At 63.0% G+C, this 14931-nt stretch carries 11 protein-coding genes, 3 tRNA genes and 1 pseudogene; 11 read left to right on the top strand and 4 right to left on the bottom strand.

The window, feature by feature from the left end:
• Positions 1-65: 65 nt before the first annotated feature.
• The 3 genes from AC1DGP_RS15445 to AC1DGP_RS15435 form a co-directional block, all read right to left on the bottom strand.
• A complete protein-coding gene (locus AC1DGP_RS15445; RefSeq protein WP_476832268.1) occupies positions 66-542 on the bottom strand; it encodes a hypothetical protein in 477 nt (158 codons plus the stop codon).
• Positions 543-628: 86 nt separating this feature from the next.
• Positions 629-703, bottom strand: a tRNA-Thr gene (locus tag AC1DGP_RS15440).
• Between the two features lie 119 nt (positions 704-822).
• Entirely contained in the window at positions 823-2499 is a 1677-nt protein-coding gene (locus tag AC1DGP_RS15435; protein ID WP_441491379.1) for an MFS transporter, read from the bottom strand.
• A gap of 323 nt (positions 2500-2822) precedes the next feature.
• On the opposite strand from AC1DGP_RS15435, the gene AC1DGP_RS15430 reads away from it, so the two are divergent.
• Positions 2823-3308, top strand: a complete 486-nt coding sequence (locus AC1DGP_RS15430; RefSeq protein ID WP_476832267.1) for a hypothetical protein — start codon at positions 2823-2825, stop codon at positions 3306-3308.
• Positions 3309-3311: 3 nt separating this feature from the next.
• Here AC1DGP_RS15430 and rlmB read toward each other — a convergent pair whose 3' ends face one another.
• Entirely contained in the window at positions 3312-4115 is an 804-nt protein-coding gene (gene rlmB / locus AC1DGP_RS15425) for a 23S rRNA (guanosine(2251)-2'-O)-methyltransferase RlmB (RefSeq protein WP_441491377.1), read from the bottom strand.
• 130 nt (positions 4116-4245) lie between these two features.
• On the opposite strand from rlmB, the gene AC1DGP_RS15420 reads away from it, so the two are divergent.
• The 10 genes and pseudogenes from AC1DGP_RS15420 to AC1DGP_RS15375 all read left to right on the top strand — a co-directional run.
• Positions 4246-4806, top strand: coding sequence for an AAA family ATPase (locus tag AC1DGP_RS15420; protein ID WP_441506146.1), 561 nt, complete (start codon positions 4246-4248; stop codon positions 4804-4806).
• Positions 4807-4992: 186 nt separating this feature from the next.
• Positions 4993-5077: transfer RNA gene (locus AC1DGP_RS15415), tRNA-Tyr, on the top strand.
• 50 nt (positions 5078-5127) lie between these two features.
• A tRNA-Gly gene (locus AC1DGP_RS15410) sits at positions 5128-5201 on the top strand.
• Between the two features lie 82 nt (positions 5202-5283).
• A pseudogene (locus AC1DGP_RS15405) lies at positions 5284-5773 on the top strand (DDE-type integrase/transposase/recombinase); the annotation flags it as partial.
• A 174-nt stretch (positions 5774-5947) separates the two neighbouring features.
• Entirely contained in the window at positions 5948-7453 is a 1506-nt protein-coding gene (locus AC1DGP_RS15400; protein ID WP_476832266.1) for a hypothetical protein, read from the top strand.
• 600 nt (positions 7454-8053) lie between these two features.
• Entirely contained in the window at positions 8054-9766 is a 1713-nt protein-coding gene (locus tag AC1DGP_RS15395; RefSeq protein ID WP_441506144.1) for a type I secretion system permease/ATPase, read from the top strand.
• A 119-nt stretch (positions 9767-9885) separates the two neighbouring features.
• Complete coding sequence (locus AC1DGP_RS15390) at positions 9886-11322, top strand: HlyD family type I secretion periplasmic adaptor subunit (protein ID WP_441506143.1); 1437 nt, start codon at positions 9886-9888, stop codon at positions 11320-11322.
• Positions 11323-12244: 922 nt separating this feature from the next.
• Positions 12245-13537 carry a nicotinate phosphoribosyltransferase gene (gene pncB / locus AC1DGP_RS15385; protein WP_441506142.1) on the top strand — a complete coding sequence of 431 codons (1293 nt, stop codon included), beginning with the start codon at positions 12245-12247 and terminating at the stop codon, positions 13535-13537.
• A gap of 126 nt (positions 13538-13663) precedes the next feature.
• On the top strand, positions 13664-14317 hold the full coding sequence (locus tag AC1DGP_RS15380; protein WP_476832265.1) for a hypothetical protein: 654 nt from the start codon (positions 13664-13666) through the stop codon (positions 14315-14317).
• A gap of 291 nt (positions 14318-14608) precedes the next feature.
• Positions 14609-14931, top strand: a 323-nt coding sequence (locus tag AC1DGP_RS15375; RefSeq protein WP_476832264.1) for a GTP-binding protein, incomplete at its 3' end; no start/stop codon positions are given.

Below are 14931 nucleotides of genomic sequence, written 5' to 3'. Positions count from 1 at the left end.
CTTCGGCCTGGGCAGCAGCCTAGCGTCCGGTTCGGGGGCTTCAACCGCGCGGGATTGTTGCGGGGTCAACTTTCCGTGAGCGGTGCGTTTATGGTGCGCTGGCCGTCTGCGGGGATGCGTTGGTCGTGCGAAGGGGCGCTGGCAGCCAGCAGTCCGTCATAACGTGCGAGGGCCCGCAGCATGGCCGCGCAAAGGGCCAATGAGCCGAGCATGGCGTTGCCCGAACATTCCGCGACCAGGGCCTGGAAGGCAGCGCTATCCTCCTCGGCCAGGCATTGCAGGCTCCAGCTCCACTCCGGAGCCTTCTGGCGCAGGAGGTTGATCGCGACGTCGATATTAGCGCTGACCAGGCCGAGCGCCTTCCAGAGCGAACCCTGCTGATAGATGCCGCCCATGGGCGTGCGGCGGCCGACGAGATGGCTCGGCTTGCGCCGTACGGTGAAGCCCAGCGCCTCATAGATATCGGCATCGAGCGCGCGACCGGGCTTTTCGGCCGTCTCGCAACGCTCGGCCAGCGCGAGCAAGTGTTCCCGTCTGTCCATGGCCGTTCGCCCAGCCCGGAGGCTCTCACACCATCGCTTGCACGTTCGTGCCGCTAACCGGTCGCGCGAAGCGAGCCAGAGATGTGTGGTGCCGGATGAGGGGATTGAACCCCCGACCTTCGGTTTACAAAACCGCTGCTCTACCGCTGAGCTAATCCGGCCCGGTCAGCCAGATGCGGTTACCAGCCGCGCGCGGCGAGGGCAAGATCGGTTACCGCTTGCCCAAAGAAAAGCCCCGCCTCCAGGGAGGCGGGGCTCGTACCTGTCGGTGATGGGCCGATCAGTTGTTGTCGTAGGTGAGAATGTCGCGATCCTTGGTCTCGGGCACGAAGAGCATGCCGATGACGAAGGTCATCATCGCGATCACGATCGGGTACCAGAGGCCGTAGAAGATGTCGCCGGTGCCAGCCACCATGGCGAAGGAGGTCGCCGGCAGCAGGCCACCGAACCAGCCGTTGCCGATATGGTAGGGCAGCGACATGCCGGTGTAGCGGATACGGGTCGGGAAGAGCTCGACCAGGGCGGCGGCGATCGGGCCGTAGACCATCGTCACATAGATGACGAGGATCGTCAGGATGCCGATGATGGTCAGCGACTGGGCGTTGAACAGCGCGTTCATGAAGCCGGTCTTGACGATCCGGGCGTCGCCCGCCGCGGGATAGCCGGCGGCGACCGCTTCCTTGGCGATGTTGGCGGCGAAGCCGGCATCGATCGCGACATCCTTGCCGTTGACCGTGACCTTGGCCGCGGTGCCGGCCGGGGCCGGGACCTGGGTGTACTGGATCGCCTGCGAGGCGAGCGTGCGGCGGGCGACATCGCAAGGCTGGGTGAAGGTGCGCACGCCGACCGGGTCGAAGACCGAGCCGCAGCTGGCAGGATCGGCGACGACCTGAACCTTGACGTTCTCATGGGCTGCGGCGAGGCCGGGATTGGCTGCCTTGGTGAGCGCGCCGAAGAGCGGGAAATAGGTCAGCGCCGCGATCAGGCAGCCGGCCAGGATGACGGGCTTGCGGCCGATCCTGTCCGAAAGCGAGCCGAACAGGATGAAGCCGCCGGTGCCGAGGATCAGCGACCAGGCGATCAGCACGTTGGCCGAATAGAGATCGACCTTCAGGATGCTCTGGATGAAGAACAGGGCGTAGAACTGACCGGTGTACCAGACGACGGCCTGGCCGGCGGTGAGGCCGAACAGCGCCAGCAGCGCGATCTTCGCATTCTTCCACTGGCCAAAGGCCTCGGAAAGCGGTGCTTTCGAGCCGCTGCCCTCTTCCTTCATCTTCTTGAAGGCCGGCGATTCCTGCATCTGCAGGCGGATCCAGACCGAGATCGCCAGCAGGAAGATCGAGGCCAGGAATGGAATGCGCCAGCCCCAGGCAGTAAATTCGGCCTCACCCATGGTGGTGCGGATGCCGAGAATGACGATCAGCGAAAGCAGCAGGCCGAGCGTCGCCGTGGTCTGAATCCAGGAGGTGTAGAAGCCGCGACGGCCCGGAGGCGCATGCTCGGCGACATAGACCGCTGCGCCGCCATATTCACCGCCGAGCGCCAGGCCCTGCAGCATGCGCAACGCGATCAGGATCACCGGTGCGATCCAGCCGATCGAGTTGTAGCTCGGCAGCAGGCCGACCAGGAAGGTCGAGGCGCCCATGATCACGATCGTGACGAGGAAGGTGTATTTGCGGCCGATAAGATCACCCAGGCGGCCGAAGAACAGCGCACCGAAGGGGCGGACGAGGAAGCCGGCGGCGAAGGCGAGCAACGCGAAGATGGCGCGCGTATTCGGATCGAAGGCCGAGAAGAAATGCGCGCCGATCATCACGGCGAGCGAACCGTAGAGATAGAAGTCGTACCATTCAAAGACGGTGCCGAGCGACGAAGCGAGAATGACGCGCTTCTCTTCCTTCGTCATGGGGCGTCGCGTCGCCGCAGCCCCCGATGTCTGTGCTGCCATGCTCATGGCGTTCTCCCCTGAATAATGCCCGGCATCGGGACTATCCCCCGGGCCGCCCGTTTCCCTGTGGCTCGATTTCTTGCGACACGATGCCACTGCCTGCCGGGTGAAGTTTCGCTTGCACCAATCCGGCAATTGCACAGGAATGCGCTGACGCGAAATGTTGTGCAATCAAGCACTTGGTCTTGCATCGTTCGACGTAAGACTTAAGGCGTAGAGGTCTTTCCCTCGTTCCCGCACGCGGCGGATTTTCCCGGATTGGCAGTGCGGCGCTGACTGTCCTATAGTCAGCGCGAGGCCGACATGATGCGGGGAAGGGGAGCGCGCTGATGCCGCGCATCCATGCAACGTTGCCGCTGCTGGCATTCCTGGTTTTCCTGAGCCCGGTCAGCGAGGTTGTGGCAGCTGGGTCAGGCAGGGCTTTCGCGCCGGCCGGGCCGCCGTCCTTTGCGCCGCGAATGGCTCCTGGCTTTCGGCATTTGGCGCGCCAGAATGGACCGATATTCCGGCATGATCGTGCCCGACGTTTCCTGGGCAACCCGGGGTTCATCGGCGGCCCCTGGTATTCCCCCTCCGATTTCGGCCGCGACACCGTGATCCTGCAGGAGCGCGAGGCAGAGCGGACTATCGATCGCTCGCGCGATTATACGCCGGTGATGGTGGGGATTCCGCAGCCCCCGACGCCCGAGCCGGTGATCTACCGGCTGGAAGGTTCACGGCAGCGGCCGATTGTGCGCATCATCCGTGTCGGCGAGCAGGGGAGCTATGCCCGCGACGCGGACGGCGCCCGCATCCGCAATGTGCCCCGGCGCTGAGTGTCAGCGCCGCCGGCTTGCCGCATAGAGCGCGATCGCGGTGGCGTTTGAGACGTTGAGGCTGGTGATCGCACCCGGCACTTCCAGCCTTGCGAGATGGTCGCAGAGATCGCGGCTGCGCTGACGCAGGCCTTTCCCTTCCGCACCCATCACCATGACGAGTGGCCGCTGCAGGGCGATTTCGTCGAAGGCAGTCGCCCCTTCCGAATCAAAGCCGATTCGCTGGAAGCCGCGCTTGCCAAGCTGATCCAACGCATCGCCGAGATTGCGCACGGCGATCAGCGGAACATGCTCGAGCGCGCCGGATGCCGATTTTGCCAGCACGCCGGTTGCTGCCGGAGAATGGCGAATCGTGACGATCACCGCGGCAGCGCCGAACGCGGCGGCCGATCGCAGGATCGCTCCGACATTGTGCGGGTCGGTGATCTGGTCGAGCGCGAGCACGATCGCATCGTCGGGAAGGCTGTCCAGATCAGGCGAGGGCAGGGGATCGCAGACCAGATAGAGGCCCTGATGCACGGCATCTGGAGTGAGCAGGCGGTCGATCTCGGACGGGCGGACCAGCTCGGGTTCGAGCGGCAGCGTGCCGACCTCCTCGCTCAGCCGCTTCAGGGCGTTCTCCGTGGCGAGGAGGCGTCGAAAGCGTCGATTGGGATTGCGAAGTGCCTCGATGACCGGATGGACGCCGTAGAGCACGGCCTCGTCGATATCGCCGGGCCGGTGTGGCGGGGGGCCGGCATCGCGGTCGCGGCGTGCGAAGGGCTTGCCGCCGGGCCTGGCCGGCTTGGGGCGGAACGGCGCGGGCATGGGGACCTCCGAAGCGTGACGGCCCATGCCCTGCCACGGCGGGCGGCGCTTTGCCAGCCCGGACGACGGATTTTCGGTGTCGAGCAGCAGCGGACGCTGTCGCAGGCAAGAGGGATTGAGAGGGAACGGGATGGCTAGGACCGAGGATATCCAGCGCTTCGTCGTGATTACCGGTGGGCCCGGTTCCGGCAAGACGACGTTGATCGAGGCGCTCTCAAAGCGAGGATTTGCGACGTCTCCGGAAGCCGGCCGCGCCATCATTCGCGATCAGGTGGCGATCGAGGGACAGGCATTGCCCTGGGCCGATCGCGAGCTCTTCGCCGAGCTGATGCTGAGTTGGGAGCTGCGTTCCCATCAGGCTGCGAGGGAGCAGGCCGGGCTGGTCATTTTTGATCGAGGGGTTCCCGATATCGCGGGTTATCTGAGGCTCTCGGGACTTGGTGTTCCCGCGCATGTGGACAACGCGGCAAGACGGTTCCGCTACCGAAGCGAGGTCTTCGTCGCGCCGCCCTGGCGCGAGATCTTTGGGCAGGACGAGGAGCGCAAGCAGGATTTCGCCGAGGCTGAGCGAACCTACGAGGCGATGGTCGCGGCCTATGACGATTATGGCTACCGGCTGTGCGAGGTACCGCGGTTGAGCGTGGAGGCGCGCGCGGATTTCATCGAGGCTTGGATTACAGTTGGTTTCTGAGGCTCTGGCCATGCCGGCCCCGGAAAGGGGCTGGGGACGGATACAAGGAAACGTGGGTGAACCGGCTTTTTGCCGTTGACACGCCGGAGCCCGGTCACCATAAGTCCGCCCGCACCTGTTGCCCGTCACGAAAGTGAAACAGGCGCTTGGACAACGTTGCTTCACGGCGCGCGTCCACGACACGGCGGGGGAATGTCCCGAGCGGCAAAGGGGGCGGACTGTAAATCCGCTGGCTATGCCTTCGCAGGTTCGAGTCCTGCTTCCCCCACCACCGTGTCCTGTCTATGTTGATGTCGCCGTTCAGGCGGTGTCGCACCCGGCGCGGGTGTAGCTCAATGGTAGAGCAGCAGCCTTCCAAGCTGAATACGAGGGTTCGATTCCCTTCACCCGCTCCAACACTCTCGCCTCAGAATGGCGAAGAGCCGGCTCGGTGCATCCAGACAGGTCGGATAAGTGTAGCTCCTGCCTGAACACGGCGAGGTGCTCCATCGCCGGCCGAACACCTCGAAGCCGGCGCCGGGATACAAGATCTTCCCCCACCTTCTGCGCAAGCAGCCGGTTACGCGGCCTAATCAGTTCTGGGAAATGGATGTCTCCTACATCCCCATGGCGCGCGGCTTCGTCTACCTGAGGGCTGTCGTCGATTGGTTCAGACGCCGGGTTCTGGCCGGGCGTTGTCGATCACCATGGATGTCGCGTTCTGCATCGAGACGGTCGAAGAAGCGATGGCTCGCCATGGCAAGCCTGACATCGCCAACACGCATCAGGTCCGCGGTTCACCAGCCGGAAGTTCACCGCTCTGCTTATCGGCGCCAGCGTCAAGATCAGCATGGACGGCAGAGACGCCTGGCGCGCCAACGTCTTCGTCTAACGCCTCCGGCGATCAATGAAAGTTGAAGAGGTCCATCTGCGCGCCCATGGCGGCGTGTCCGAGGCTCGCGCCTCGATCAGGTGGTATCTGACCTGGCTCGCCACAAGTTCGTCGGCCAATCGCCTTTGCTTCTGCGCAGATTAGCCTCGATCTCGGCTGATTGACGCCATGAAGGTAAACAATCTTCCGGCCGCCTCGTACCGTTTTGGTACACGACGCTCCCCCACCCGTGGCTATCGCTCACGGCACCCAGAGAGAGGGAAGACCGCCTTGGCTCGCTTCGCGCATGATACGCATCAACGACACGACAACCATCACCAGCACGGTGATCACAATCCGCCCCAACCGCCCGAGACGCCCACTCCCCCCACCTCATCTGCTCCGGAATTTTCGGATCTCGGCGCCACGTTCAACGACGCGACCCGCGCGCTCGTTGGCGGCCTATGGCAAAACGCAGTCGAGGAAGGCGGCCAAGGCCATGGCAGCGTGGTGCGATATGTGGACGACCTCAAAGCGGTGGAGAGCGGTCTCCAGTCCGAGATAAAGGCAGGTCAATTTTCCGGCGACACGCTCACGCATATCCAGACGGTCTTGTCCGATATCACGACCGCGCTTTCGGCCGCGACAGCATCCGTGAATGGCGGCGGATCATTCGGCAGCGTCGCAAATGCCGAGGCTGCTCTGCGTGCAAGCCATCTCGAAATCCTCGATACCGTCAATAACGATCACACGCTTTCGACCTTGGCCACGCAGAATGGCGCGACCGGATTTCTCGCGGCGCCGGAGACGCTACCCGACGGCGTGACTGCGGCGACTGCGCCTCATGCCACCCTGGCCGAGATCGGTGCCATCTTCAACGATGCGGCCAATCGCATTCTCGGCGGTGTCAATTCGGACAACAAGGCGATCATCACCAGTGACATGAACGCCGTCGTCAGCGGCCTCAAGCATTTGATCGACGCGCAGCCCGCGCAGTTCGAGGGTCTCACCGGCATTCATGCCGACACCGTCATGAGGCAGGCGCAACTCGAAATCACCTATATCAACCAGGCTGGCATCGACCCGGACGCCGGCCGGGGCAGCAACGACAATATCCTGGACATGATCGATATCATCCAGGGGGATGCAAATCTGGCTGGTATGGCCAGCCAGGGAGGCGTATCGGGCTTTTCCCAATTTCCTGACGCTCTCAATCCAACCCCGAGATATCAGGACAATGCCGCTCAAACGGCTTTCTGGGCAAACTTCATCGCGCAAGGCAACTCGCTGGGCCAGCGGGCAGAACAACTCGTCGGATCGGGCGATACGCATGCGATCAATGCCCTGATCAGCGAGTTTCAAACCTTCGAAAAGAACGCAACCAAGTTCGATCTGGCGCAGGGTGGGATCTTCGGGGCACGCTTCGACAATGAATTGACACCGAGCAGCACGCTCGGGGCCGAAGTCGATGCGATGATCAAAGGTCTCAAGACCGGCGATGCTGCCCTGGTCACGGCAGCTGCCGAGGTCATCCACGACAATGCCGCAGACGTGGGTGGCAACAACATTCCGATAACCGGCGGCCATTTCAACCCGGATGGCCTGACCGTGGCCCAGGTGCTGTCGACGGCGGTCACTGCGCCCGCGACCGCAGCCGCTGATCCGAAACCAACGCCGACACCTCCGGGTACGGTCGCTGACGCTGCCCCGCCTTCGTCACACGATCACGCGACAGCCGACATCCATCATTCACCGATTGTCGATACGGCACATCATCTCCATCACATGTGGGGATGACGTCGCGCGGGCAGGCTTCCAACTCCTGGTTCATCCATGGTGTTGGAAGCCGACTCGGCCGAGCGGCCGCAGACGGGAGGACGTCATTGTTGGCGCCCGAAAGCAGCGCTGCCCCCGCCATTGCGTGATCTGATTGGCGCGGACGTCGAACTGCCGCGCCAACTCCGGAAGCGTCCCGTCGCCTTTCAGCGCCGGCAACGACACCTTTGCCTTGAAAGCCGGTCTGTGGTTCCGACATGTCCGGCGCTTCGTGGCCTCTCCTGCTCACGGCCAACCTGCCGCGTTCAGGCAAACTCGACTTAGCCGACCTGCCTTGGATTGCCCGAGCCGGCTCTGTGTCTCGCTCATGGCGGTCGCTTCATCGCGCCGCGCGGCTTGACGGGAACCGGCGCATTCTTGCCGGAAAATGGGGCGGTATCGCCCGTCAAGCACATGTGATCGCCGACACGTATCGGCCGGACAAAAAGGCGCAGAAGAGGCATGAGTCTCGCTCAAAGCTACGGACCAGAGATATTTCAATCCGGCACGATATCTGAGGGGCGCTCGATACCGGCATCTGACGATCCGGTCGCACGCGGGTTGCGCGACAGTGCGCGTCGCATGACCGGAATCGCCGTGTTCAGCGGCGTGATCAATCTGCTGATGCTGTCTGGCTCACTCTATATGCTGCAGGTCTATGATCGGGTGATCCCGAGCCGCAACATCGCGACCTTGCTTGGTCTTTCGCTCGTGGTTCTGCTGGCCTATCTCATTCAAGGCTATGCCGACGCGCTGCGCTCGCGCATGCTCTCCCGCGTCGGAACGCTGTTCGATGTCGGCCTGCAGGAAGCGATCCACACCGCGCTCGCCACGCTCCCTCTGCGCGGCGTGAAGCCCATCCTGATGCAGCAGCCGCTCCGCGATCTGGATCAGATTCGGGCGTTCATGTCGGGCATGGGGCCGACGGCGTTCCTGGACATGCCGTGGATCCCGATCTTCATCATCGCCTTGTTTCTGTTCCATCCGGCGATTGGCGTCACGGCCGTGCTTGGGACCGTTGCCATCATTGCGATGACAGTGTTGACCGAGCGCGTGTCGCGTGGGGCAGCCAGGGCCGCCATGGACAGCAGCGCGCAGCGCCAGGTCCTGGCGGATGCGACCCGGCAAAATGCCGAAGTGATCCGGGCGCTTGGAATGCAGGACCGATTCACGGCGCGTTGGTCGCAGGCCAATGAACGCTGTCTGCGCGAAAATGGCCGGGCCAGCGACGTCTATGCCAATCTCGGATCAGCTGCGAAGGTTCTCCGCTACGTGCTGCAATCCGGGATGTTGGGCATCGGCGCCTATCTCGTCGTGACCGACAAGGCGTCGGGGGGCATCATGATTGCCTCGTCGATCATGATGGGGCGGGCGCTTGCGCCCATCGAGGTGGCGCTTGGCACCTGGAAACAACTTGTCGCTGCGCGTCAGAGCATTGCCCGCTTGCGCGAAATCCTCAAGGTGACCGCTGCTCCTCCCGCGCCACCGGTGATGCTCCCGCGCCCTTACCGCGAACTCCTGGTTCAGGACCTCGCCGTTACCGCACCAGGCACGGATAAAGCGATCGTCTCGCATATTTCATTTTCGCTCACGGCGGGCATGGGATTGGCGCTTCTCGGCGCGAGCGCATCGGGAAAAACCTCGCTGTCGAAGGCCCTGGTCGGAATTTGGCCGGTCAGCAATGGCGTGGTGCGGCTTGACGGCGCAGCGATCGATCAGTGGCGCAATGAGGACCTGGGGCGTCATGTCGGCTATCTCCCGCAGGATGTGGCCTTGTTCGACGGCACCGTCGCAGAAAATATCTGCCGATTTGAAGATCAGGCGACGTCCGAGGCCATTTTGAAGGCCGCGCAGATAGCGGGCGTGCACGACATCATCTTGCGTTTGCCGGAGGGATATTCAACGCGTATCGGCGAAGGCGGCATGTCGCTCTCGGCGGGGCAGCGCCAGAGGATTGGATTGGCGCGCGCGGTCTACGGTGATCCGTTCCTCGTCGTGCTCGATGAGCCCAATGCCAATCTTGATGCGGAGGGGGAAGGCGCATTAGCGCGCGCCATTCAGATCCTGCGTCGCGACAAATCCATTGTCATCGTCATCTCGCATCGTCCCAGCGCTCTCTCCGAACTGAACATGGCGATGGTCCTCCACGAGGGCAAGACGGTTGCATTCGGCCCCCGCGACGAGATCTTTGCGCGCGTTCACACAGAGAAGACCGTGGCAACGCGCCGACCTGCGACAGTGTCAAGCGCGAACCAGATTGGCCAGACACAGGTTGCCGAGGTCGTTCCCTCGTGAACCGCAGTGGCCCCACGCAGCCTCCGGCGCATCTCAGCCCGCCCATCGCACCTGTCGACCCGACGCCGTTGGCGCCCGTGCCAGCCCATGTCGCGTCGGCCAATGGAGCTCAACGGCAAATGTTGCATATCGATACATCCCGATCGACTGTTCCCCCCAGGGGAAGCGACGCCGCGGCTACGCCGGCAAGTGACCGATTGATCGACAGGCGCCGCGCCGAGCTGACGGCTGGCACGGCGGATGCCCGGAATGATACTCTGGCGTCGCGGGTCGAACGCGCGTTCAACCGCGAGCTCAGGATTGGCCTTCGGGTTTTGATCGGTGGCGGAGTCTTGATCGGTGCGTGGAGTGCATTGATGCCGCTGGCCGGCGCGGTCGCCGTTCCCGGCAATCTGGTCGTTCAATCGAACGTCAAGGCGATCCAGCATCCGACCGGCGGAATTGTCGCGCAGATTCCGGTCCATAATGGCATGCGGGTGAACGCTGGCGATCTGCTGCTGCAACTGGATGCAACCCAGGCGCGGGCGAGTCTCCAGGTGGTGAGCAAGCAGCTTGATGAATTCCGGGTTCGGATTGCACGGCTGATGGCCGAGCGCGACGCTCACGCGCAGATCGAAACGCCGCCCGAGATGGCCGCGCGATCGGCAGAGACCGGTGTCAACGCGCTCCTGGCGTCGGAAGAGTCGCTGTTCAAGGCTCGTGCGAATGCGCGGCAAAGCCAGAAGGACTTGCTGCAAAGTCGTGTCGCGCAGCTTGGCGAAGAGATTTCAGGCCTCGATGCCCAGCTCAAATCCAAGGCAAGCCAGCTGGAATTGATCGGGGGCGAACTCTCTGGAATCAAGACGCTGTATGACAAGAAGCTTGTGCCGCTGACGCGATTTACGACCCTGCAGCGAGAATCCGCACGTATCGAGGGCGAGCGGGGGCAACTGATCTCGGCAATCGCCGAGACAAAGGCAAAAATCGGCGAGGCACAGCTTCAGATCGTAAGGATCGATCAGGACTTTCGGACCGATGTCGTGAAGGAACTCGGCGAGGCCAGGGGCAAGGAGGCCGAGCTCGTCGAGCGTGGCGTTTCCGCGCGAGACCTCCTCGACCGGATCGATATTCGTGCACCGACCTCGGGCGTGATTCACCAGCTTGCCGCGCACACGATCGGCGGTGTCGTCCGCGCTGGCGACACGGTCATGGAAGTCGTGCCGGATTCCGACGATCTGCAGGTCGAGGCGCGGCTCCAGCCCAACGACATCGACCAGGTGCGGTCGGGTCAGAAGGCGTTCATCCGCTTTTCCGCCTTCAACCAACGTGTGACACCGCAGCTGACGGGTGTCGTATCGTATGTTTCTGCCGATATCAGCCGCGACCAGCAGACCAATGCTCCGTTTTTCACGGTGAGGGTCGCCCTTCCTAACGATGAACGTCGCCGGTTGGCCGACTCGCCGCTCGTTTCGGGGATGCCGGCGGAGGTCTTCATGCAGACAGGGAGCCGCACAATGATGAGCTACCTGCTGAAGCCGATCTCCGATCAACTGCAACGTGCCTTTATCGAGCGCTGACACGGGGGGMGAGTTTTTCGGAAAGCTTCGCCTCGACTATGATCGGTTTGATGCTCTTCTCGACGAGAAGATAGAAGACAAGCAGAAGAACCTTCCGTTCGCCCTGCATCGTCATCGTTGACTGGTGTCTGCCCGGGGTCGACAGCCGAGCCGGACCATGTCCGGCCCGGATGGTCAGGTCCCGGCCTGTTCTCTATCGATAACAGGACACGATGACGTTTCGGCGCGCGGGCGGGTGCCGCAGCGTGGAATATCGAAAAAATGTGGAGTTATCGAACGATAGATCCCTCAACTTCGGCGGAGAAAACGTCTATCTAAGAAATTACTGTGCCTCGCATGGCTATCGAGATCGCACTGCCGGGTAACAGGACAAATTGGATCTGTTGGCGGCGAAGCTGTCGAATATAGCTCGCAACAGGAGACAGGACGATGGGAACGGTTCAACGGGCATGCCTGCTGATCGCCTGCGGGATTGTGTTGTCGGGCTGCCAGGTGACGCAAGAGAGGGCTGCGCAGCTTGCTCCTGTCTGCGCGATTCCGGTCAATCGGACAGTTCAATCCATGTACTGGCTTGAATGCCAGTCGGTCTATTCGTCCTCGGGCTATTATGCGAAGCGCTATTAGGAACTAGCCGAGGGGCGGACGCACGCCGCCCGCCATGTCTGGTGGTGCCCCTAGCCCTGACCCCGCACATTGCTGCCTGCGGCAGGTTCGCCTTCGACGAGACTTGCGTCAGCGCGAGGATGGCGCGGCCGCCCCGTTTTGGCTTCTGCGGGATCACCATTTGCGTGCAGAGCGTTTGCCTGCGGCCGGGCTTGCCCTGCACGCCGCTCGCCCCCGACGCGAATTCGGGTGGATGTTCAAGGCTCGCGATCTCGCCTAGTTCTTTTCGGCCCTTCAGCCGCACGGACACGCGCGCCGCATGACCCTGACCGATATCGCGACGAGAACCTACAACCACGGCTGGCGGCTCGACCCGATCATTCGCAGCCTGCTCGATACGGATTTCTACAAGCTGCTGATGCTGCAGATGATCCGGAGCTTTCATCCGGATGTGCAAGTCACCTTCTCGCTGATCAACCGGTCCCGCCATATCCGGCTTGCCGATCTTGTCGATGAGAACGAGCTCAGGGCGCAGCTCGATCATGCCCGCGGTTTGCGCTTCAGCAAGAAGGAATTGATCTGGCTCGCGGGCAACAGCTTCTACGGCAGGACGCAGATGTTCTCGCCGGATTTCCTGGCCTGGCTCGCCGAATTCCAGTTGCCGGAATACGAGCTCAGGCGGGTGGACGGCCAGTACGAACTGCATTTCAGCGGCCCCTGGACGCACAGCACGATGTGGGAGGTGCCGGCCCTGGCGATCATCAACGAGTTGCGTGCGCGCCGGGTGATGGTTGGTCAGAAGCGCTTCTCGCTCGATGTGCTCTATGCCCGCGCCAAAGCGAAGATGTGGGCGAAGGTCGAGCGTCTGCAGCAGTTGCCGGAACTGCGCCTCTCGGATTTCGGCACGCGGCGCCGCCATGGGCATCTCTGGCAGCGCTGGTGCGTGGAGGCGCTGAAGGAGGGGCTCGGCCCACGCTTCACGGGCACATCGAATGTGCTGCTCGCCATGGACAATGATCTCGAGGCGATCGGCACCAACGCGCATGAGCTGCCGATGGTGCTCGCGGCGCTGGCAGACAGCGATGAGACGATGCTGGGTGCGCCCTACCGTGTGCTCGAGGAATGGAGCAAGGTCTATGGTGGCAATCTGCTGATCGCATTGCCTGACGCCTTCGGAACCACCGATTTCCTGCGGCGTGCGCCCGACTGGGTTGCGGACTGGACTGGGTTCCGTCCCGATAGTGCCCCGCCGATAGCCGCCGGCGAGCAGATCATCGCCTGGTGGCGCGAGAAGGGGCGCGATCCGCGCGAAAAGTTGCTGGTTTTCTCGGATGGGCTCGACGTCGCCGCGATCGAACGGGTCTACCAGCATTTCGATGGAAAGGTGCGCATGGCCTTCGGCTGGGGCACCGATCTCACCAACGATCTCGTCGGATGCTCGCCGGACGGTTCGCGCGCGCTCGATCCGATGTCGCTGGTCTGCAAGGTGACGCGGGTGAACGGCCAACCGGCGGTGAAGCTCTCCGACAATCCCGACAAGGCTTCGGGCGAGCCAGGCGAAGTCGGCCGCTATCGGCGGGTGTTCGGGGCGCACGCCGTATCTTCGCAATAGGGCGAGGCGAGTGCCGGCACGGGGGCGGTTTTCCTGCGTGCCCAATACCTTGGTTCAACTGGCGCGATGATTTCGGGATCGTTAACGCCCGCCAGTCGCATTTTGCGCAGGGGGCATTTCGACGCCGTGATTCGATTTCTGCTTGCAGCCGTTCTGGGCACGGCGCTTGCCGGCTGCGTTACGCCGGACCGAGGACTGACCTTCTCGGAGCTACGCGATCTCAGGATCGTCGACGTTATCGTCGAAACGCCAAAGCCCGTCGACGGCCAGACAGCCATAGTCTGGCCGAAGGCTGGAATGGCCTATGCCGGCACGCAGATGCCGGCATCGACCCGTCCCGTTTCCCTGGGGCGTGATCCTGCCGGAGCGGGCAATGGGCCGACGCAGGACGAGGCTGCGTGGGATGAGAAATTCATGGCTCTCAGCCGGAGCGCGGCTGCTCGGACGCAGATGTACAGCACGCTGGCGCAGATCACTCGCGACAGCTTCCGAAAGGGCTTTACCGAACAGCCTTCGGGCAAGCACGCGGCCAAGCTGGGGCAGGCGAATTTCAGCGCGGACGTGATCGTGCTCGATGGGGTGACGGGGCGGCCGCTGACGCAATACCCTAACCTGACTGGCGTCAGGGCTGCATCGACTGCGGTCGTGCCTGCCACGCCCGTGGGAATCCTCATCGGGTTTGCTGCGCTCGCCATTGCCGACCAGATCCGGGGTGATCCAGCGTATGAGGCGATCGACAGTGCCTCCGCGTCGTTTTCCGCCTGGCTCCTGCGCGAGTAGCCGTGGCGGGGGCGTGGTTCGTGAGGGGCATTTAGGGGCTCCGGCCTTGGCCGGCTTGCGGTTGCTCGCCAAGGCCACGGACGGGGAGCTTTCTCGCGAACAGATTCCAGTGCCGGCTCACTGAGGGCGGCGGTCTCGTGACGATGCCCTGTGCGCAGGACGCATGCGGTTGGGGTGACGCGGTGCGCGGCTGGCGTCATCTCGCCCGCCACAGCTTGCATCGACGCGCAAAACCCCCTAATGCGACCCCGTTTTCCGGCCGGGGATGGCCGTCGTCGAGGAAAAGGTGTCATGGCCAAAGAGAAGTTTGCGCGGACGAAGCCGCACTGCAACATCGGAACGATTGGTCACGTTGACCATGGCAAGACGTCTTTGACGGCTGCGATCACGAAGGTTCTGGCCGAGTCTGGCGGTGCGTCGTTCACGGCGTATGACCAGATCGACAAGGCGCCTGAGGAGAAGGCCCGCGGCATCACGATCTCGACGGCTCACGTCGAGTACGAGACTGCGAACCGTCACTATGCGCATGTCGACTGCCCCGGCCACGCCGACTACGTGAAGAACATGATCACGGGTGCGGCGCAGATGGACGGCGCGATCCTGGTCGTGTCGGC

The organism is Allobosea sp. 05T433, from assembly GCF_056396065.1.
The sequence above is the reverse complement of the archived record's forward strand: the minus strand, read 5'-3'. Positions and strand labels throughout refer to the sequence as shown.